General features: G+C 49.5%; 18 protein-coding genes. All 18 read left to right on the top strand.

Annotated elements, in window-relative coordinates:
• Positions 1-184 precede the first annotated feature (184 nt).
• Positions 185-2,362, top strand: coding sequence for a RelA/SpoT family protein (locus tag GRF59_RS17895; RefSeq protein ID WP_160499039.1), 2,178 nt, complete (start codon positions 185-187; stop codon positions 2,360-2,362).
• Positions 2,363-2,383: 21 nt separating this feature from the next.
• Positions 2,384-2,833 (top strand): D-aminoacyl-tRNA deacylase, encoded by a 450-nt coding sequence (gene dtd, locus GRF59_RS17890; RefSeq protein ID WP_160499038.1) that lies wholly within the window; start codon positions 2,384-2,386, stop codon positions 2,831-2,833.
• A gap of 69 nt (positions 2,834-2,902) precedes the next feature.
• Entirely contained in the window at positions 2,903-3,061 is a 159-nt protein-coding gene (locus GRF59_RS17885; protein WP_160499037.1) for a hypothetical protein, read from the top strand.
• A 220-nt stretch (positions 3,062-3,281) separates the two neighbouring features.
• Entirely contained in the window at positions 3,282-3,788 is a 507-nt protein-coding gene (locus GRF59_RS17880; protein ID WP_160499036.1) for a type 1 glutamine amidotransferase domain-containing protein, read from the top strand.
• Positions 3,789-3,879: 91 nt separating this feature from the next.
• Positions 3,880-4,359 (top strand): hypothetical protein, encoded by a 480-nt coding sequence (locus tag GRF59_RS17875; protein ID WP_160499035.1) that lies wholly within the window; start codon positions 3,880-3,882, stop codon positions 4,357-4,359.
• A gap of 648 nt (positions 4,360-5,007) precedes the next feature.
• A complete protein-coding gene (gene hisS / locus GRF59_RS17870; protein ID WP_160499034.1) occupies positions 5,008-6,270 on the top strand; it encodes a histidine--tRNA ligase in 1,263 nt (420 codons plus the stop codon).
• 25 nt (positions 6,271-6,295) lie between these two features.
• A complete protein-coding gene (gene aspS / locus GRF59_RS17865; RefSeq protein ID WP_160499033.1) occupies positions 6,296-8,080 on the top strand; it encodes an aspartate--tRNA ligase in 1,785 nt (594 codons plus the stop codon).
• A gap of 24 nt (positions 8,081-8,104) precedes the next feature.
• Positions 8,105-8,860: a tRNA threonylcarbamoyladenosine dehydratase gene (locus GRF59_RS17860; protein WP_160499032.1), complete on the top strand. Its 756-nt coding sequence runs from the start codon at positions 8,105-8,107 to the stop codon at positions 8,858-8,860.
• A gap of 145 nt (positions 8,861-9,005) precedes the next feature.
• Complete coding sequence (locus tag GRF59_RS17855; RefSeq protein ID WP_160499031.1) at positions 9,006-10,304, top strand: NCS2 family permease; 1,299 nt, start codon at positions 9,006-9,008, stop codon at positions 10,302-10,304.
• Between the two features lie 67 nt (positions 10,305-10,371).
• Positions 10,372-11,331 (top strand): 3'-5' exoribonuclease YhaM family protein, encoded by a 960-nt coding sequence (locus tag GRF59_RS17850; protein WP_160499030.1) that lies wholly within the window; start codon positions 10,372-10,374, stop codon positions 11,329-11,331.
• A gap of 31 nt (positions 11,332-11,362) precedes the next feature.
• A complete protein-coding gene (locus tag GRF59_RS17845) occupies positions 11,363-11,764 on the top strand; it encodes a hypothetical protein (RefSeq protein ID WP_160499029.1) in 402 nt (133 codons plus the stop codon).
• 325 nt (positions 11,765-12,089) lie between these two features.
• On the top strand, positions 12,090-13,637 hold the full coding sequence (locus GRF59_RS17840; protein ID WP_160499028.1) for an ABC-F family ATP-binding cassette domain-containing protein: 1,548 nt from the start codon (positions 12,090-12,092) through the stop codon (positions 13,635-13,637).
• A 141-nt stretch (positions 13,638-13,778) separates the two neighbouring features.
• Positions 13,779-15,194, top strand: coding sequence for an LTA synthase family protein (locus GRF59_RS17835; protein ID WP_160499027.1), 1,416 nt, complete (start codon positions 13,779-13,781; stop codon positions 15,192-15,194).
• A 278-nt stretch (positions 15,195-15,472) separates the two neighbouring features.
• On the top strand, positions 15,473-17,638 hold the full coding sequence (locus tag GRF59_RS17830; RefSeq protein ID WP_160499026.1) for a HelD family protein: 2,166 nt from the start codon (positions 15,473-15,475) through the stop codon (positions 17,636-17,638).
• 165 nt (positions 17,639-17,803) lie between these two features.
• Positions 17,804-18,730 carry an SDR family NAD(P)-dependent oxidoreductase gene (locus tag GRF59_RS17825; protein ID WP_160499025.1) on the top strand — a complete coding sequence of 309 codons (927 nt, stop codon included), beginning with the start codon at positions 17,804-17,806 and terminating at the stop codon, positions 18,728-18,730.
• A gap of 98 nt (positions 18,731-18,828) precedes the next feature.
• Positions 18,829-19,425 (top strand): TetR/AcrR family transcriptional regulator, encoded by a 597-nt coding sequence (locus tag GRF59_RS17820; RefSeq protein ID WP_160499024.1) that lies wholly within the window; start codon positions 18,829-18,831, stop codon positions 19,423-19,425.
• Positions 19,426-19,720: 295 nt separating this feature from the next.
• Positions 19,721-20,035, top strand: a complete 315-nt coding sequence (locus tag GRF59_RS17815) for a CD3324 family protein (RefSeq protein ID WP_160499023.1) — start codon at positions 19,721-19,723, stop codon at positions 20,033-20,035.
• A 262-nt stretch (positions 20,036-20,297) separates the two neighbouring features.
• Entirely contained in the window at positions 20,298-21,854 is a 1,557-nt protein-coding gene (locus tag GRF59_RS17810) for a PucR family transcriptional regulator (RefSeq protein WP_341480097.1), read from the top strand.
• Positions 21,855-21,987: the final 133 nt, after the last annotated feature.

The raw sequence follows: 21,987 nt of genomic DNA, 5'->3' as shown, positions 1-21,987 counted from the left end.
TGTTCGGGAATTGCCAAAAAGTGAAGTTTGTTGCCGTCAGCGCTTCCTGATCCTGGCAAGAAATATTGACGTAGAGCCTTTCAAGCGTCATAATTATATAAAATCTCGTTTGAACAATGAACCTGCTAAAGATGGAACGTCGGCGGGTTCTATTTCATATAGAAGGGAAACGGAAACGACTAGAATGGGCATAGAGCGATTACTTGAAAAGGCTGGGGCCTATATAAAAGAGCCAGATTTGGAACGCATCCGGGAAGCTTATCATTTCGCGGATCAAGCCCATCACGGCCAGGTCCGCAAATCCGGTGAACCTTATATTCTGCATCCGCTTGCGGTTGCAGATATTGTCGTGAACCTGATGATGGATACGACATCAATCGTTGCCGCGTTGCTGCATGACGTCGTTGAGGATACAACTGTATCGCTGGAGGAAATACGCGAGAAGTTCGGAAATGCCTGCGCGATGCTCGTTGACGGGCTGACCAAGCTGGAGCGCATCCAGTTCCGTTCCAAGGAAGAGCAACAAAATGAAAACTATCGCAAAATGTTCATCGCCATGGCGCAGGACATTCGTGTGATCGTGATCAAGCTGGCCGACCGGCTTCATAATATGCGTACATTGAAATACCAGTCAGAGGAAAGTCAGCGGCGAATTGCTTATGAAACGCTGGAGATTTTCTGTCCGATTGCAGATCGGCTTGGTATTTCTGCCATTAAGAGCGAAATGGAAGATCTTTCGCTTCGTTACTTGAATCCTCAGCAGTATTACCGTATTGCCAATTTGATTCATAAAAAACGCGCTGAACGCGAGCAGTTTGTCGATATCGTCATATCCCGTATCCGCGAGAAGCTGGATGAAATGGGCATTGAGGGTGATTTGTCAGGCCGACCAAAGCATATTTACAGCGTTTTTAATAAGATGACAACGAAGAACAAGCAGTTCAATGAAATTTACGATCTGATTGCCATCCGCATTATTGTGGACAACATTAAGGACTGCTATGCTACGCTGGGCATTATCCATACCCTTTGGAAACCCATGCCGGGGCGATTCAAAGATTATATTGCCATGCCAAAGGCGAATATGTATCAATCGCTGCATACGACGGTGGTAGGACCGAACGGGGAACCGACGGAAGTGCAAATCCGAACCTCGGAAATGCATCGTACCGCCGAATACGGGATCGCAGCCCACTGGGCATATAAAGAAGGTACGTCTCCAGGCGGCAATTTCGAGAATAAAATGACCTTTTTTCGTGAAATTCTGGAGCTGCAGCATGAAGCGAAGGATGCATCGGAATTTGTGGAATCGCTCAAGATGGACTTTTTCTCCGATCTTGTCTTTGTCTTTACGCCGAAGGGGGAAGTTGTTGAACTTCCGTCAGGCTCCGTTCCTCTGGATTTTGCGTACCGCATTCATACGGAGGTCGGCAACCGGACGATCGGGGCGAAGGTTAACGGCAGGATCGTACCGCTGGATCACCGCCTCAAAACGGGTGATATCGTCGAGATTCTGACCTCCAAGCATTCTTATGGCCCAAGTGGGGACTGGCTGAAAATTGCCCAATCTTCCCATGCGAGAAGTAAAATCAAACAGTGGTTCAAGAAGGAGAAACGGGAAGAAAATGTGGAGAAAGGCCGTGATATGGTCGAGCGTGAGCTCAAGGGACGCGGACTTGATCCTTCCGAATGGACCACGGATGATAAGCTGCTGGAGGTAGCCAAGAAGTTTGCCTTTAATGATGTGGACGATATGTTGTCGGGCATTGGTTTCGGCGGGATTACGGCAGCCCAAATCTGTACGCGTCTAACCGAGCGTCTCCGCAAAGAGCAGGAAGAGGCGAGCTTGCTTGAATTGACGTCGGAGAAAAAGGAAATTAAGCTTCCTTCCGAGAAAAAGTCGCGTCCAACCAATGGCGTTCGCGTCAAAGGCATCGACAATCTGCTTGTCCGCTTTGCCCGCTGCTGCAATCCCGTACCCGGGGATGATATCGTGGGATATGTGACCCGAGGACGCGGCGTTTCCGTCCACCGGGCCGATTGTCCGAATCTGCCGACCTCAGATGAAGGCGAGGAAGCTGCGCGCGTGATTGAGGTGGAATGGGAAACCGAGATCGAAGCGAACTATAGTGTCGATATTGAAATTACCGGCCATGACCGCAATGGTCTACTGAATGAGGTTCTTCAGGCCGTATCGGAGAGCAAAACGAATATGTCAGCCGTTACAGGGCGTTCGGATAAGAATAAAATGGCGCTCATTCATATGACGATCCTGATCCGCAACACGGATCATCTGCATTCTGTCGTGGAACGGATCAAGCGCGTAAAAGATGTGTATACCGTGCATCGGATTATACAGTAAGAAGGAGCGTAGCACATCAGCATGAGAGTTGTCGTTCAACGTTGCAAGGAAGCGAAGGTTACCGTGCATGGGGAAATCACAGGCCAAATCAGCCAAGGGTTGATGGTACTGGTGGGTGTCACTCATGATGATACGGAAAAGGATGCGAAGTATCTGGCCGACAAAGTGGCTGGATTGCGTATTTTTGAGGATAGTGAAGGCAAAATGAATTTCAGCGTCACGGATGTGGGTGGAGCGGTATTGTCCGTTTCCCAATTTACGTTATACGGAGACTGCCGCAAGGGCAAACGGCCTAATTTCATGGCTGCAGCCAAACCCGATGCAGCGCTTGCTCTGTACGAATGCTTCAACCAAGAGTTGACTGCGAAGGGACTAGAGGTGGCCACAGGACGGTTTGGAGAAATGATGGATGTAACATTTACCAATTGGGGACCGGTCACTTTGATGATTGACAGCAAAACGACGGCATAGAAAAGCATTCTGGCGGGAATGCTGTTCATATGAGCTACACTAGTTTTCAGCCGAAGGAGCCGTCATTTTATGCGTCAATCCTCCCATGCGTTTGCACTGAAACAGATCTCATATATGCCGCTTGAATCCGTCAAGGAGGCTGTAAAGCTGGAACGGACGGGCGAAATTCCCTTTCCCTTATGGAACGGATACAGCAAGGGGAAGGGAACTCCTCATCAAATGCGGTAGAACATTTTGCCGTCATCGACTAGAATTGCAGGCTTCCCTTTTGGGGAGCCTCTTTTTTTTGAGATTATACAAATTAATAATTCAATAGACGTCGAGACGTTTTTCTTGTCCCTCAAGAATGGGGCGAAGAAGGTCTAAGTTTTTGCGGCTACTGTTATAAAGGGAGATCATTGGGGTAATAACAAAGCGTGGACAACAACCTGAAAGGAGATCGAAATCCATGAGTAAAGTTGCTTTTTTACTGGCTAACGCATTTGAAGATTCAGAAATGAAGGTACCCTATGATGAAGTGAACAAAGCAGGTCATAAAACGGATATCATCGGCCTCCAGAAAGGCGAAACATTGAAGGGCAAAAACGGCGAGGCAACTTACACCGCTGAAAAATCGATTTCCGAGGTTAATGCTGCCGAATACGATGCAGTCGTTATTCCCGGCGGTTCATCTCCGGAGAATCTGCGTCTGGATCCTGACATACTGACATTCGTAAAAGAAATGAACAGCTCGAAAAAGCCGGTCGCGGCGATTTGCCACGGTCCGCAAATTCTTGCGAGCGCCGATCTGCTGAAGGGCCGGACAATCACTTCGTATCCGCCGCTTCAGGACGATATGGTCAACGCAGGAGCGGAATTCAAGGATGAAGAAGTTGTCGTAGACGGCAACTACATTACTTCACGGACTCCCAAAGACGAACCGGCCTTTGTCCGGGAACTTCTTAAAGTGCTGTAATCCATCATGGAGGAGTGTTTTGAAGCTGAGCCAATGATTCATTATGTGAAAAGGATTTGGCAAAAACCCCAAATTTGAGGAGGTAATGATCATGACAAAGCAAATTCAAGCTTACTTCAAGACCGAGGATGACGCGGAGAGCGCGAAGACCCAATTAATCGGGACCCAAACCGAACATCTTGAGGTCAGCCGTTTAGGAACGACGCTGGATGGAAACAGACATATCCTGCTGCCGATTGCTACCGTAAATATGGTAGGCAATATGAATACTGGCGGTGCGATCGGCGCTGCAGGCGTGCCGGGGATGGGATATGCAGCACCGGTAGTTCCGGTTGAGAATGACGAGAACGACATATATCAACAAAGTGAAGACACCCCGCCGGAGGAACGCGTAACGCGCCGCGGGGTGAACGGGGATGAGACGCTGCTTGGTGTTACCGATGCAAATGCCGATCCGAAAGACTATCAAGACCTGGAATATGTTCTATCTTGCAAAGTACAGGACGGGGACTATTCGAACGTGTTGAACAAGCTGCGCAACAATGGCGGTTACGTCGAAATTTTCGACTGATGTTTAGAGAGCTTTCCAAGAGCGTGCAAAACGTACTTGGAGAGCTTTTTCTTACCCGCATTAATAAAGCGCTTTCCCGTTTGTAATATAACTGTAATATTAGTTTCATCATCCCTTAATATAGCCTGTTTATAATAACAGCATGACCCCCTTTTTTAATATAAAACCTTTTGACCTACAATCCGTATTGTAGGTTTTTCTTTTGTCTGCCACTTGACTTTAGTGTAGCAGTTCATTACAATCTAAAAATAATCTAAATTTGATTCGATGACGGGACCAAGTAGTCCGTGCCCCACCATGCAGAGAGGAATCCCTTAGGCTGGAAGGATTCTATGGATGACCGGATGAATGACTTCCCCGAGAACAGGCGGCGAAAACAGGCAAATCTCCTTTTGGCAGGAGGGCTGTTAGTAGACGTTCTGCGCGGAACGGGCGTTAATCGTATGAAGCGGATGCACGGAGAGTTTGCGGGTATCCGGAATGTGGGTGGCACCACGGGTGATTGATCAAGTACAATCTCTCGTCCCTGTTTGCTTGTTAAAGCAGCAGGGCGGGGGATTTTTTGTTATATCCTGATATGTAAACCCATGCTTTGATAGGTAAAGCTTTTGCATACAGAAGAGATTAATTTTGGATGGGGGTAGAACTATGGCTTACCAAAAACCGACAGGTACACAGGATTTTTTGCCGGGTGTGGTGGAGAAGTGGCAGTTTGTTGAAGAAAAAGCCAGAGACTTGTGCCGGCGTTTCAATTACCGTGAAATTCGTACTCCGCTATTTGAACAGACGGAACTGTTTGAACGAGGCGTTGGCGAAACGACGGATATCGTCGAGAAAGAAATGTATTCGTTTAAGGATAAAGGCGACCGCAGCATGACCCTCCGTCCGGAAGGGACCGCAGGCGTTGTACGTTCCTACGTGGAGAACAAGCTGTACGGAGAGCCTGATGTCAGCAAGCTGTATTATATCGGACCCATGTTCCGTTATGAACGTCCTCAGGCAGGACGTTACCGCCAGTTTCACCAGTTTGGTGTAGAGGCTTTCGGTGCGGTAGATCCGGCAATTGACGCAGAAGTGGTTTCACTTGGCTATCAATTCTGCAAGGAACTTGGGCTGCAGGGCGTTAAGGTGGAGATCAACTCCGTCGGCAATCCCGAGAGCCGCGCGGCATACCGCGAGAAGCTGCTGGAATTCCTGACTCCGATGAAAGACAGCTTGTGCAAAGACTGCCAGTCCCGCATGGAGCGCAATCCGATGCGCGTACTTGACTGCAAAGTCGATCAGGACAAGTTTACGAATGCACCTTCGATTCTGGACAGCCTGGACGAGGAATGCACGAATCACTTCGAGCAGGTGAAAAAATACCTCACGGATATGGACGTGGACTTTGTCGTGAATCACCGCCTCGTGCGCGGTCTCGATTATTACACGCATACTGCGTTTGAGTATAAGGCGCAAGGCATTGGTGCTATCGACACGATTGGTGGCGGGGGACGTTATAACGGCCTTGTCAGCGAAATCGGGGGACCCGAGCAGCCGGGTATCGGACTTGGGCTGGGTCTCGAACGCATCCTGCTCATTCTGGATAAACAAGAAATCGACCTGAATGCGGTCAAACCGCTGGATGTGTATTTTGTTGCTTTGGGCGAAGCCGCTGATCGTGAGATCACGAAGCAGCTGTATCTTGTCCGCAAAGACGGCCTATCGGCAGAACGCGACTATCTGGGGAGAAAAATGAAAGCCCAAATGAAGTCCGCAGACCGGTTTAATGCCAAGGTGACGGCAATCCTAGGTGACGATGAGCTGGAGCGGGGCGAAATTGCTCTGAAATCCATGGCAACAGGTGAACAGCAGACCGTGAAGCTCAGCGAGCTGGCGGCAAAATTAAGGGAATTCGCCGAAAAGGCATAAATCATAGAAAAGGGGTATGAGAAACATGCATAGGACTCATCAATGCGGAAGCCTGACCACAGGCCATATTGGAGAAACCGTAACACTGAACGGCTGGGTACAAACCCGCCGCGACCTTGGAGGCGTATTGTTTATCGATCTGCGCGACCGAAGCGGCATCGTACAGGTTGTATTCAACCCTGCTTACTCCGGTGAAGCTTTGGCCATTGCCGATAAAGTTCGTAGTGAATATGTGCTATCCGTTTCCGGTAAAGTCGTACAGCGCGATGCCGAGACGATCAATCCGAATCTGCCGACTGGCCAGATCGAAGTGCAAATTACCGAGATCGAAGTGCTGAACGCGGCCAAGACGCCTCCATTCTTCATCGAAGATGGCGTGGAAGTGGACGAATCTCTTCGCCTGAAATACCGTTACTTGGACCTGCGCCGCCCGGAAATGCAGAAGACTCTACTGCTTCGTTCCAAAGCGTCTAAAGTGTTCCGTGACTTCCTGGACGGCGAAGGCTTCATCGAAGTGGAAACACCGATCCTGACGAAAAGCTCCCCTGAAGGCGCACGCGATTATCTCGTGCCAAGCCGCGTGCATGACGGCGAGTTTTTCGCTTTGCCGCAATCTCCTCAGCAGTACAAACAGCTGCTGATGGTGGGCGGCCTCGAACGTTATTTCCAAATCGCTCGCTGCTTCCGTGACGAAGACCTGCGCGCTGACCGCCAGCCGGAATTTACACAAGTCGACATCGAGACCTCCTTTTTGAGCCAAGACGAGCTGCTGGGCATGATGGAAAAGCTGGTGGCCCGCCTGTTCAAAGAAACGGTCAATGTCGACATTCCACTGCCGTTCCAACGCCTGACTTATGCCGATGCAATGGACAAATACGGTTCTGATAAACCGGACCTTCGTTTCGGGCTTGAATTGATCCAAGTCAGCGACCTGGTTGCATCCAGCGGTGTCAAAGTGTTTGCTTCCGTCGTCGAAAAAGGCGGAGAGGTCAAAGTGCTGAACGCCAAAGGCTGCGGAACATGGAGCCGCAAGGAAATCGACGATTTGGGTCCGTTTGCGGCCCGTTACGGCGCTAAGGGATTGGCTTGGATCCAAGTGAAGGAAGGCGAATTCAAAGGGCCGATCGTGAAGTTCTTTACGCCTGAAGAAATCGAAGCGCTGAGAGAACGCACTGGAGCCGAAGAAGGCGACCTGCTGCTCTTCTCCGCTGACAATAAAAAGGTTGTGGCCGACGTTCTTGGCGCACTGCGTCTGAAAATCGGTAAACAACTGGGCCTCATCAACGAAAATGAGTTCAAATTCGCCTGGGTTGTCGACTTCCCGCTGCTCGAGTGGGATGAGGATGAGAAACGTTATGTCGCTCTGCACCATCCGTTCACCCGTCCGCGTGATGAAGATCAGCATCTGTTCGATACGGATCCGAGCCAAATTCTGGCTCAGGCTTACGATATCGTACTGAATGGCTACGAAGTAGGCGGCGGTTCCATGCGGATTTACAAACGTGACATGCAGGAAAAAATGTTTGCAGCCCTTGGCTTGTCGCCAGAGGAAGCGAAAGACAAATTCGGCCACCTGCTGGACGCTTTCGAATACGGCACACCTCCGCATGGCGGCATTGCATTTGGGCTTGACCGTCTCGTTATGCTCCTGGCCGGACGCACCAACCTGCGTGAGACCATCGCATTCCCGAAAACGGCCAGCGCAACGGATCTGCTGATGGATGCTCCGTCTCCGGTCGATGCATCGCAGCTTGACCAGCTTCATATTAAATTGGCTAAAAAACCTGAAGATAAAAAAGTGAATGCCTAAAATAAAGGGAGGCCTCCATACATTATGCTCAACCAGTTTTCCCGTACGGAACTCGCGATAGGACCGGAAGGTCTGGAAGCGATGAAGAACAGCACGGTGGCTGTGCTCGGTATCGGCGGTGTGGGCTCCATTGCGGTGGAGGCCCTCGCCCGCACGGGTGTCGGCAAGCTGATCCTGATTGACAAGGATGTCGTGGATATCACGAACATTAACCGTCAGATTCATGCGCTTACCACAACCGTCGGACAGAAGAAAGCCGATCTGATGGTCGAGCGGGTCAAGCTGATCAATCCCGAATGCGAAGCCATCGCGCTGAATATGTTTTATACCGAAGAAACGTATGAGGAGCTTTTTAAATTTGATCTGGATTACGTGCTTGACGCGTCCGATACCGTCTCTTACAAGATCCATCTGATCAAGGAATGCCTTAAGCGTAAAATTCCGATGATCTCCAGCATGGGTGCTGCCAACAAGATGGACCCGACCCGTTTTCAGGTTGCCGATATTTCCAAAACGACCGTCGATCCGATTGCCCGGGTCATTCGCACGAAGCTCCGCAAGGAGGGCATCAAAAAAGGCGTGAAAGTCGTATTCTCGACGGAAGAGCCGATGAAGCCGCGCGTGGACGTAACGGAAAAAATCGTACCCGAAAATGCTCCTGCTATCCGTAAAGCCAAGCAGCCTCCGGCCAGCAACGCTTACGTTCCGCCTGTAGTCGGCCTGATCATGGTCAGCGTGGCCGTGAAGGATCTGCTGAAAAAGGCGGGCATCGAAGTATAAATAACAGCACTGCCTAGAGTTGAAATGTGGTACAATCATATGGCGTGAATGGCCGTATCTAACGGCGGTCACGCCTTTTTGTTTCGGTTCAGCTTGAGGCGTTAGCTGTGCTTATTTGGTGGTAATGAGTTAGAGGAGGATTTCTTTGAAATCAGGTTTTTGGCAGAAAGGTCTCGGACTCAGACCGGGAGATAATTGGAAAAAGGAGCTTATTGCCGGAGCGGTTTCCTATTTTTCCGTTGTTTATATAGTCATGGTCAACGCAAATATCCTTCATGATGCAGGAATGCCGCTGAAAGCGGCTATGATCGGTACGATATTGACTTCCATCGTAGGATGCTTACTGATGGCGTTCGGCGGCAAATCGCCGATCGTGGTTGTACCTGGCATGGGAATCAACGCATTCTTCACCTATACGCTGGTGCATTCCATGAATTTGGGCTGGCAGGAGGCTCTGATGGTCGTAGCCGTTACCGGTGTGCTATTTACGATCGTTACGTTTACGTCATTGTATCGCATCATCAGTGAGGCCATACCGCAAAATCTCCAGCATGGAATTACCGTCGGGATCGGCTTGTTTTTGACCTTCATTGGGCTGCAAAAGAGCGAAATCGTCATCGCGCATCAGACCACCTTTGTTACCATTGGCCATTTCAGTGATCCTGCCGTGATCGTGTCCTGCATCACGCTGCTGCTTGCGCTGGTGTTGTTTATCCGCGGGATTCAGGGTGGGTTGTTGATCAGTATTCTCGCAGGTACGGGACTGGCCTACGTGCTTGGAGCCGTGAAACCGGCTCAACAGATGGAATCCGGCCATGTTTTCAAACAATACGGTTCCATATTCGGACACTTATCCTGGTCGGGCATCGGCAGCCTGGTATTCTGGATTGCCGTATTCCTGCTGCTGCTGATCGTCGTGTTTGAGAATATCGGATTGATCGCCGCGCAGACCCGTATGATCGGCCGTCCTGAGAATTTCAAGGGAAGCTTACGGGCTTTGTCCGTCACCAATATCTTTGCCGGCATCTTCGGCAGCAGTCCGGTCGTGGCTGCAGCAGAGACAACCGCGGGGATCGCGGCTGGAGGACGGACAGGTTTGACTTCACTGGTATCAGCGGTGTTGTTCGGAGCCACGTTCTTCTTCATCCCGCTGCTTGCTTATATTCCGGATAGCGCTATTGCTCCCATACTGATCGTGATCGGTGGACTGATGGTGCAAAATGTAAAGGAAATGGATTTCAGTGATTTGACGGAAGCTTTTCCTGCATTTTTGATCATGGTCATGATTCCCTTCACATACAGTATTGTGGATGGCATGGCTTTCGGATTCATCGCCTATCCCATCGTTAAGCTCGCACGGGGACAAGGCAGCGAGGTATCACCGGTGCTCTATGGCATCGCTGTCTTGTTTGTCGCCAATTTTGTGCTGCATGCACTACTATAGGCAAGGAATTCACGCAACTGAAAATTGTTTTCTTGGAGTGTTATAAGTTTGGGAGAGGAGGAATGACATGACACTCATACAATCATTTACAGAAGGACAGGAAGTTACAGGACATTATCTATTGAAATCTGCATTGGTGAAGCAGACGAATTCTACGCCGCCTAAGGACTATCTGGATCTCATTCTTGCGGACACCAGCGGGGAAATCTCGGCCAAGTTTTGGGACGCTTCATCGGTGGATAAGGAAGCCTTTTTTGCGCCGATGCTGGTCAAGGTGCGTGGTGTGGTACAACTGTACCGCGATCGCCTGCAGTTCAAGATCAATAAAATTCGTCCGGCGACGGATGAAGACGGATTTAATATTACGGATTTTGTACGTGCGGCTCCCGTACCGCCCAATGATCTCGTATACACGATCAAAACGGCCGCTTCAAGCATTGACGATGTGGAGCTGCAGGTCATTATTGAACACTGCTTTGGGAAAGTTGGAGATAAGCTGATGCATTATCCGGCAGCGAAAGGCATGCATCATGCGTTCTACGCAGGCCTGGCTTACCATATGGTCCGCATGCTGGAGCTGGCCGAATTCGTATGCAAACAGCGCCCATTTCTGAACAGGGATCTGCTCGTTGCCGGCATCATCCTGCATGATATCGCCAAGACGGAAGAGTTGACGGCTGAGCTTGGCATTGTGAGCGAGTATAGCTTTACCGGTAAGCTGATCGGACATATCCCGCTTGCTGCAAGCTGGATCACCGAAGCTGCGATTACCCATGGCATGGATGTAAACTCGGAAAAAATCGTGCTGCTGCAGCATATGATTTTGGCACATCATAATTTGCCGGAATGGGGCAGCACCGTCCAGCCGCAAATTCCTGAAGCGCTCGCACTGCATCTGATCGACCAGATGGATGCCAAACTGCAGGCTGCGGAGGATGCCATTTCCATGATGCCAAACACGGAGAATTGGACTACGCCGGTAAGAGCCTTGGAGAACAAAGCGTTTTACCGGGCTAAAGGGGAATAGTCGAATTAACGGTATAGGAGCGAACTCGACAGTGATAGAGAAGCATAACAACGCTCCAAAAGCATCCCGGTTCTCAAAGAGGAACGGCAAGAAAAACGTTGGAAAGGGTACGACGCCCATTGCAGGTTTTCCGCAGCTGGCAGACCAGCTGCAGCACGCCGCCGTGTGGATGCGGGAGATGGAGCAAATCGTTGCATCTCCCGGCTCAATGATCTCTACTGAATGGAGGCCGGGAATACGGATCAGGCATAGGCAGCATCCGGAATACGGAACGGGAATGATCCGGGTGATCATACCTGGCGGTTTGTCCGCCTACTGCAGCTTTGACCGGTTTTCTTTATCGTCCACAGACTGGACGCCTTCCGGCTATTACCGCTTGAGTCAACTTGAGATTGCTGGGGATATTGACAAAGAGCATTGTACTCTTTTATAATGTTTGGCGTAACTATCTATAAAAATTTGACGACATGAGGTGGAAAGGAAATGGAAATATTATCTACTGTTCTTAGAAGAGAATTGTCTTAAAGCGGGAGAAGTCTGCCCTTTTTTAAGCCATCTCGAGAACAGTTGATATGATCCGAATCCTTTCTTACTCTGCTATAGCATCAACGGGTAAGGTGTGTTCGCCTTACCCGTTTTTTGTTGCCCGTAAAAGGTAAGAGAAGCATATACACACCAACATTCTAATTTCATAGCTGCTGATTCTCCGGATGGCCTTCACTTTTACATGAGATGAAACCAAAAGGAGAGTAATAATCATGAGTATTTTACAAGTAACGGATCTGACGCATATGTATGGCGATCAGCTGACGTTTGCACATATGAATTTCCGCTTGCTGCCTGGAGAACATGCCGGGTTGGTCGGTGCTAATGGAGCGGGCAAATCAACCTTATTCCGCTTGCTAACCGGCAGTCTGCTGCCGGACGCAGGCAAAATCGAATGGGCATCGCAAATACAGGTCGGGTTTCTGGAGCAGCATATCGGTCTGCAGGCAGGAACCACCATAAGGCAATACCTCGAACGGGCATTTTCGCAACTGTTTGCGATGGAAAAGGAAATGAACGATATCGCGGAGCGGATGGCGGATGAGGGTGCTGATCTGGATGCTCTTTTGCGAAAATACGGAGAGATTCAGGCGGCGCTTGAGCATCACGAGTTCTATCTGGTCTCCTCCAAAATTGAAGATATCGCTTCCGGCCTTGGCATCACAGAAATCGGACTCGAAAAAGATGTCAGTCTGCTCAGCGGCGGGCAAAAAACGAAACTGCTGTTGGCAAAACTGCTGCTTGAAGAGCCGCAGGTGCTCCTGCTGGATGAACCAACCAACTATCTGGATTCGGTACACATTGAATGGCTGACGGATTATCTCAAACGATACAGGCATGCTTTTATGGTGGTTTCCCATGATGAACATTTTTTGAACGAGATTACGACGGTTATTTTTCATTTGGCCCATCAGAATATCAAGCGTTATGCCGGGAACTACGCATACTTCAAAAAGGAACTGGCACTAGGCCAGGTGCAGCAGCAAACCGCCTATGAAAAGCAGAGCAAAGAGATTGAGAAGCTCGAAGCCTTTATCGATAAAAACCGCATTCGTAAAGCCAAGCAAGCCAAAAGCCGCGAGAAAATGTTAAGCCGGATTGTTCGTGTGGAGAAACCCACGGATGGACCCGAACCGCGGTTCCTATTTTCAATTCCGGGCGCCACGGCAGGGGCAGCGGTTTTTGAGACGAAGCAGCTGATTGTCGGATATGACAGCCCGCTTTTTCAACCCGTATCCCTTAAGGTGCGAAGAGGCGATAAAATTGCGATCGTCGGTGAGAATGGAGCAGGGAAATCGACGCTGGTGAACACCTTGCTGGGCCTCATTAATCCGCTTGGCGGTGAATTGATTGCTCCGGACCAAGTCAAAACCGCTTATTACAGGCAGGAGGACACTGCGCCGGCAGAAACGCCGATGGAAAAAGTATGGGCGCTGCGGCCGGATTTAACGCAAAAGGATATTCGGAAAGTACTTGCCATGTCAGGTCTTACCTCTGAGCATATTCGCAAGTCGATCCGGACGCTTAGTGGGGGCGAGCAGGCTAAGGTGCGATTGTCGGAACTGATGCTTACCCCGAGCCACTTGCTGGTTCTGGATGAACCAACCAATCATCTCGATGTAAGGGCCAAGGAGGCGCTGAAAAAAGGACTGATGGAGTTCAAAGGAACTGTTCTGCTGGTTTCCCATGAACCCGACTTTTATAAGGGCTGGGCCACCGACGTGTGGACCGTTGGGGACTGGCGGCTTAGCGCAAGGTAATATGATTCATACAACCATCCCGCGGCGGCTGCCGTGGGATGGTTTTTCGCATCTTTTAAACCATGACAAAATGTGTTGAATACACGCGCAAATGGGGCATAATATCCGTCATACGAATCAGAGGAGCGGACTTTACAGCGTATGCATCGATATGAATCCCGTATTTTAGTGATTAAAATCTTCATTCTAGTGGCGGGTATCGGATTGATCGTGGGGCTATGGCATCATCAAACGAAGGGCATTCCCCCTGCATCCAGTAAGCAGAGCGCCACCCGAAACTCCGTTGTCGCTGCGCGGAATGAGCTTAATCGAATCTATCCTTTTCATGAGCCGCCTGATCAACGTAGAGCATACTTCGGGGCGGCTGCAGGCTGCCATTTGATCGTTGTACAGCTCGAGTCCTTTCAGAATTTCCTTATGAATGCAGCTCTACAAGGCCAACCGCTAACACCTGCGATGAATCAATTATCCAAGGAAAGTCTTTATTTTCCGCACGTATTTCAACAAATCGGAATCGGTAATACGTCGGATGCCGAATTTCTGAGTAACACATCGATGTATCCCCCGGGAATGTTTCCGTCATCCTCCCAGTATGGAGACCGTAAAATCATGAGTCTGGCGCGAATCCTGCGAAACCGCGGTTATCGTGCAAATACGTTTCATGTGAACGACGTCACCTTTTGGAACCGGAATCAGCTGTATCCCGCTTTGGGCTTTGACGCGTATTACGATAAAGCGTTTTTCCGCCGCGAGAGCTTTAACCGGTTCGGCGCTTCTGATGAGGAGCTGTTCCGGGTAGGCATTGACAAGATGGTAGCCTCCGATGCCTGTCACGAAAAGTTTTACAGCCAGTTCATAACGGTCTCCAGCCATGCTCCCTTTACAATCCCGAAGGAGCATAGACGGCTTAGCCTGCCCCAGGATATTAAGGACCGGAGGTTAGGGGATTATCTTACCGCGGTCAATTATGCAGATCATGCTCTAGGTACCTTTATCCGCAGGCTGAAAGAAACCGGCTTATGGGACAAAAGTGTGCTGGTCGTGTATGGCGATCATTTTGGACTCCATAAAAAATACCACCAGCCCGAAGCCATCAGTGAATGGCTGGGTGTCCCCTACCATAAGCAGATCAGTACCTACAATGTACCGCTTATCATCCATCTTCCGGGGCAGCAGCAGGGCAAGATCATCCGTCAGTCAGGCGGACAAATCGATATTTTGCCGACCTTGGCCAATATTATGGGCATGAAGCCTGACAAGGAAGGGCTGGCCACTTTTGGACATGACCTGCTCAATGTCGAACATAACATCGTGGGCATGCGGTATTATTTGCCGACAGGGTCTTTTATCAATGATGATGTGCTGTTTATTCCAGGCAAGAAAGGCTTCTTAGACGGCGAGGCGGTATTCATCAGGACCTTGAAGCCCGTCCGAGATATTCAGAGATACAAGCTGGAATACGACTATATCATTCAATGGATGAATCTGTCAGACCGGTATGCGAAGCAGCAGCCTGTCCGGAAGGATGCGCAGGGTGGGGGGAAGGCAGAGCCGTGAGGTCCATTCGGGCTTGATTGCAGCAGATGTTTTTCCAATGAAAAATGGGCTCTGGGCAAGTTTCCGAATGGTGCTGTTTTCAAAACCGTTTTTCAAAACGGTCTATGGTGAATACTTCTTCAGTGTGATATACTGAAAATCCTTTCTAAGCGGGCTTAAAGCTCACGACTAAGCATCAGCTTACCAGGGTAGGGACGATTCAGAGATTAATTTGGCGAAACGTATGTTTTGTCAAAAGCTTTGAAGCGGTCTCCAAAACTTTTAGGAGGTAACTGAAATTGGAGCAAACTTTTCAAAGTGCCTATCAAGAGGAAGAACAGAGGCTGAATGCGACGATAGCGGAAATTGATAAACAGCTGGATCGCTTGCGCGGAATCGAGGTCTATACAGGACATGACTTTACGGAGCAGGTGCTGGAGGCTGGGCGTGAAGAGAAAAGGCAGTCGCTGGCCAAAAGTCTGACGGCGCCATATTTCGGAAGGCTTGATTTTCAAGGGGATAGGGACAAAACCCCCAAACCGCTTTACATCGGAAAAATCGGGGTCGATCATGAGGAAGTCGGGGATCAGCCGATGGTGATCGACTGGCGGGCGCCAATTGCCAGCGTATTTTATTCTTTCACCGGGGGCGACGATCCGGCAGCGTATGAAGCACCTGAGGGGACGATAGAAGGGCTGGTGTACCTGAAGCGCAATCTGGTCATCCGGAAACAGATCTTGGAACGGGTATCCGATACATATGACCGCAATAGCGATCAGCCGGCCGTATCGGATGAATTCTTGGTGTACCGGCTCGGCGAGAACAAGGACAACAAGCTGCGCGATATCGTATCCACGATTCAGGCGGAGCAAGACAAAATCATCCGTGCAGCGAAAAATACGGCGCTCATCATCCAGGGGGTAGCGGGCAGCGGTAAGACGACCGTGGCACTGCACCGTCTGGCCTATTTGCTGTATCAGTATAAGGAGCAGGTGACGGCTGAGAAAATGATTATTTTCGCGCCCAACCATATGTTCCTCGATTATATTTCGGATGTTCTGCCCGAGCTCGGCGTGGGCGACATCCAGCAGAACACTTTTGCCGACTGGGCTTTGAAGCTGCTTGATCTCGGGCTTCCGCTTGCGGACGCGTCTGAGACGCTGGATTACTGGTTCGAGTCGGAGGGTGGGATGCCCGAAGTGAATGACGAGGTACCTGGCCGGTTTAAAGGCTCCATCGGATTCATGAATATGATCCGCAGTTGCCTGGAATCCATGGAGGGTGCTTCGGTACCTGAAGCGGACTTTATGCCGTGGGAAGGGGCCGTGCTGAAGCGAAGCATGATTCTTCACTGGTTCAACGAGGAGTACAAACCTTATCCTCTGGCGAAGCGCAAAGAGCGTGTCATGGCAAGGATTCATCGCTGGGTCGAGATGGAGCTGAAGAAATCGCCTTCGGCGGCAGCGCTCAAGGAGCGGAAGAAGAAGGCATCGCAGCGAGAGAAATCCTATGCTGGCAAATGGCCTAAATACGAGCCTTTGGTTCTGTATAAGCAAATGTTCAAAGCTTTGAAGCTGCAGGCAGGATGGCCAGAAGAACTGCTTGAGGGTATTCCGGATGGCGTGTTGAAATCCACCCAAAAGGATTTGAAGAAAGACGTGATCCGTGAAGAAGATCTGCCGGCACTTCTGTATATCCATTATCTGTTGAATGATATCTCGAGTGAACAGCGGTTCGACCACATCGTCATTGACGAAGCGCAGGATTTTTCTCCTTTCCAGGTTGCCGTGCTGGATCTGTTTGTCAAAGGGCATTCCTTTACCATTCTCGGGGATCTCTCCCAGGGAATTCATGCATACAAGGGAGTTCACGACTGGGAAGAGTTGAGTTCGTTGTTTGCGGCGAAGCAGACGGCTTACTTTGCTCTTACCCGAAGTTACCGATCGACGATGGAAATCATTGAGTTCGCAAACCGCATCCTGGAAAAGGGCGTGAACAGCGATCTTCTTGCGGTGCCGGTGTTTCGGAGCGGAAATCCGGTACGAATGATTCCTTACGGCGGTCAAGCGCAGAAGAGGCTGGAGGATCTCCGCCAAGGGATGCACAAGCTGTCCTCTGGAGAATACCGCACGGTTGCCATTTTGACGAGAAATCTTAAGGACGCGAATGAGCTGTACGAACAGCTGCTGCCGGACGTGCCGGAACTTCATCTCATTGACGGCAAGAAACAGGCTTACGAGGGAGGCCTTTCGGTTCTGCCGGTATACCTCTCGAAAGGTCTGGAGTTCGATGCGGTCATTGTGGCGGACGCAGATCCGCAGCATTACGGCGCCTCGGCATGGGATGCCAAGCTGATGTATGTAGGTTGCACGCGTGCACTGCATGAGCTGTGGCTGATGCATGAAGGTCCTGTACCGGAATATTTGCAAAATATGCATGAGGATATAGCGGCCACGGGTTGGTAGGCCTGATCGAAACCAAATGAAAGAACTGTCTTGTACAAGACAGTTCTTTTTTTATCGTGTTTTTATTAATCAATGTGTTTAGTTTGTTGACAAAAGGAAAAAAACGGAATATATTGATTTTAATAATGAATGAATGGTTCATTCAAAATGAGGAGGAAAAACAATATGTTGGATATTCTCGAAGAAACGACGGCTTCTTTACCTTGGACGATTCGGAATAAATATGTGCTTATGACAGGGGCAACCAATGGCATTGGGCTTGCAGCGGCACATGCGCTAGCCAAGAACGGAGCGAGGCTGGGACTCATTGCCCGGAATAAAGACAAAGCTGAGGCATGCGCTGCGCGAATACGGCTGGAAAGTGGACTCAGCCATGCACACATCGATATTTTCATCGCGGATATGAGCTCAATGCATTCGGTACGGACGGTTGCGGAAGAAATCCTCGAGGCTTGCCCGCGCATCGATGTGCTGATCAATAACGCTGGTGCCTTTTATGATCGCAGATACTGGAGTGAAGACCATGTGGAGATGACATGGGCCTTGAATCATCTGGGCCCCTTTCTGCTCACGACACTCCTGCTGAGCCGTTTAAAAGAAAACGTGGAATCGAGGATTATTTTCACTTCCTCTCACGGCCACAAAATGGCGAGAAACGGTATCGGCTACGGGGATTTGGATGGCAGCCGTTTATACGGCCCGTTCAAAAGATTCTTAGGAGGTGCCAATTTACGTTACGGCGAGACGAAACTGGCGAATCTTTTGTATACTGTGGAACTAGCCAAGCGACTTCAGGGTACGGGTATAAGCGCCAACTGCTTTGATCCCGGACTCGTGTCAACGGGCTTTAATATGAACAACGGCATGCTCGCCAAAATGACCATGTCCTGCATGAAACCTTTCTCGCGTATGCCGGAAAAAGGGGCTGAGACGCTGGTGTGGCTGGCGGAATCAACCGAATTAACAGGTCAAAGCGGGAATTATTACAAAGACCTGAAGATCGGGAATCCTTCCAAGGCTGCTCAAGATTTGAGCAGCGCGGCTCGGCTTTGGGAAATCAGCGAGCAGCAGATCAGCCATATCCTGTCCTGAACAAGGTACTTGAAGCTCCGAGGAGGCAGCCATACAATAGAACCATGGGAAAAATGAAGTGATGAAGATTCACAAGAAGAACGGAGTTGAAATAGCCCTTGTCGCCATTAACCGATCATCAGCTTGAACGGATTCATGAGGAACGCAAATTGCAAATCAAGAAAGCGGCGTTGAAGATATTTGCGCTGTATGGCATTACCGGAACGAAGATGAGCTCGATTGCGGCCGCCGCGGGCATAAGCCAGGGACTATCCTACAGGTATTTTTCTTCCAAGGAGGAGCTGTATACCGAGCTTCTGCAGGAAGCGCTCACTGAAGCGGATTCTGCTCTGGACCGGATGGATGAACTTCCGGGCTCGCCTTCGGAACAGCTGGCCGCTTTTACGAGATTGATGCTTGATCCCGAGAACCGAATGTCCTTTTTGTTGATCCGGCAGGTTCAAATAACGGATGATGTTCCCGAAGCGGCTAAGCAACTCATCAAAGAGCATCCCCCGGAGAAGACAGTCGGACGAATGGTTCCCATCTTTGTCAAAGGTCAAGAAGAGGGCGAATTTTTCGAGGGGGAGCCGGTAAGCCTGCTGTTATGTTATTTCTCCGCCATTACAGGATTGATGCTTCAGGAAAGCCCGAATGGCGAAGATTTTTGGGCGAGCCACATAGACGTCTTTATGAGGATGATCAAAAAAATATAGGTAAAGAACATCTATACTTGTTCTTTCGCTTGAAGAGAAGCTCCAAATATGAGTTAATAAAGGTGTCGGACGGCCGACAACTTTCCTAAAGAAAGGAGATGATTCAGTTTTGATCACAAATTACGAGGTGGTTTCCGCCTAAAGCGGAAATCGCAAAGTGCAGGGAGGCCGGCATAGGCCTCCCTAATTACCTTTTTAAAATACATGGTACATAACTAGAAGGGAGGTAACGATAAAATGTTCAACGCAGAAATCGTAGATTGGAACAATCATCCGTCTAAGGAGGACGTTTATCGTGAATTACAGAAACGGGAGGGATGTGCTGCCCCCTAGTCTGCTGAAAGAGCTTCAGAAGCATATTGAGGGTGAGCTGATTTACATTCCCAAGAAAAGCAATGAGCGTGTCGGTTGGGGAGTCAACAGCGGCACAAGACAGATGATCGAACGCAGAAACGAAGAGATTTATAATCTCTACTGCAGCGGTCATTCGGTGGAATGTTTAACGAAAACTTATCACTTATCCGTGGACAGCATCCGGAAAGTGATCTTAAAAAAGCGCACGGAACACGAGGCTGAGGCTTTGAATCAAAAAGTGTCCGCGCAGCGTTAGATTTGTTCTAGGAAGGTTCATTCTCCGTTGAATCGTCAATATCATATCCGTTCAGCTCAACCACAAGCCGTTCAATAGAGAACGGCTGTTTTTTTGGTTGGTTAAGCCTGAATGTATAGGAAATACATATATGGCTTAAGGCTTCTGACATGGAATAATCCCGGTGGTATGAATCCTTAAAGCTGAGGTACAATGGGAGAGAGATATGTTTCAAGCGGTCATGGAACAGCAAGAAACGCTTCATTCGTGATAGCCTTGAACCGTGAGAGGTGAAGAAATGGATTTGAAAGGTTTTACAGTCAGAGAAATGTTGAAGCTTCCTGTCATGGAACAGGCAACGTTGATCAGCGGGGAGGCGGGTCTCGACCGGATCGTGCAATATGTCGACATCTGGGAGGTACCCGATATCGGAAACTGGCTGCGGGAAGGCGAGATGGTGTTGACGACAGGTTATTCAACCCGCAACAACCCATCACTTCTGACGGAGATGATCGAACAGCTCGCAAAAGTCAATGGAGCAGGGGTGGCCATTAAACCGGAACGATTCATCCCCCATATTCCGCAGGAAATGATTGATAAAAGCAATCAGCATCAGGTGCCGATTATTCAGCTCCCTATCGGAATGGCTTATATCGATATAACGTATAATGTCATGGAACAAATTTTAAATAGACAGTCCGTGCTGCTGAAGCGGTCCGAGGAAGTCAACAAAGCACTGACCGGGCTTGTGCTGAACAACAAAGGGATCCAGGTCGTTGCTGATAATGTGTCTGAGCTTATCTCCTCGCCTATCTGGATTATCGATAAAGCAGGCGAAGTGCTGGCCTCATCCCCGGAAGGGTATCCTTTGGGTTCATTGAAGGATTACCGGCAGTGGGAAGTGAATGTAGATAACAAAATATTAGGCAAATTCGTGGTGGAAAAGCGTGAATTCGATGCACTCGACTTGATGCTGATTGAACAGGCACGGTTGGTTTTTTCACTCGAATTAATGAGGGATAAGATTGCTGCAGATACCGAGACCAGGCTGCGGGGAACGTTCTTCGAAGAGCTGATTCTGAATCCGGTCGCGGATGAGAGGATCACAGCTTCAAGAGGGCGCCAGCTTGGACTTGCTCCGGATTGGTCATGGGAAGTCGCCGTTATTGAGGCGGATGAGCCTTTTTATAATGATGAATCCCCGATTGTAGCAGACATTCAAGCGTTCATACGCAAGGCTTCGTCAGATCGCAAGGTCCGTTCCCAGCTTCAGATCCACGGGGGGAGAATTGTATTGTTTCTGCCGTCGTCCAGGTCTGCCCACATGAAAAATCATGCTCGTGACAACCATGCGCCGATTTTTTGGAGCGAAGAGCTTCAGGAACAGGCTTCAGCTTGGGAGTCGGTGCGAATCGGCATTGGCCGGCCTTGTTCGCTATATGAAGCACACCGGAGTTATAACGAAGCCAGGACAGCTGTGTCGATAGGATTCCGTTTAAACCGGGGGCGTCAGCTTTTCAAATACACAGAGGTTGAGATGATTCAACTGCTGCTGGAAACGACGGATCTTGTGCGGCTTGGAAAGTTCGTTGAGGAGAAAATCGGTAAGCTTGCCGAACATGACAAGGAAAATGGAACCAATTACCTGAGCACGCTCTATCATTATTTGGCAACAGGAGGCAGTCTGAACGAAACCTCGAAACGGATGTACATCCATCGTAATTCGGTTAACTACAGGATCGATCGCATCAAAACAATCACCGGATTCGATCTGGGCAGCGCCCAGATTCGGTATGAATTGTATCTGTGCTCTGCTTATTATTTGCTGAATCATTCTTGAGAGGAAGGTTCATGTTGTACTCAAAAGAAGACATATCGTGTAATATATACAGTTTTAATCGCGCCTTCTTGTGCTCCCGGCACAAGGGGGCGTTTTTAGTTTTGGTAAGCGAGTACATTGTTGCCAAACAGGT

The sequence above is a fragment of the Paenibacillus dendrobii genome (assembly GCF_009807035.1).
GTDB lineage: Bacteria > Bacillota > Bacilli > Paenibacillales > Paenibacillaceae > Paenibacillus_AQ > Paenibacillus_AQ dendrobii.
This window is presented reverse-complemented; position numbering and strand designations above follow the sequence as displayed.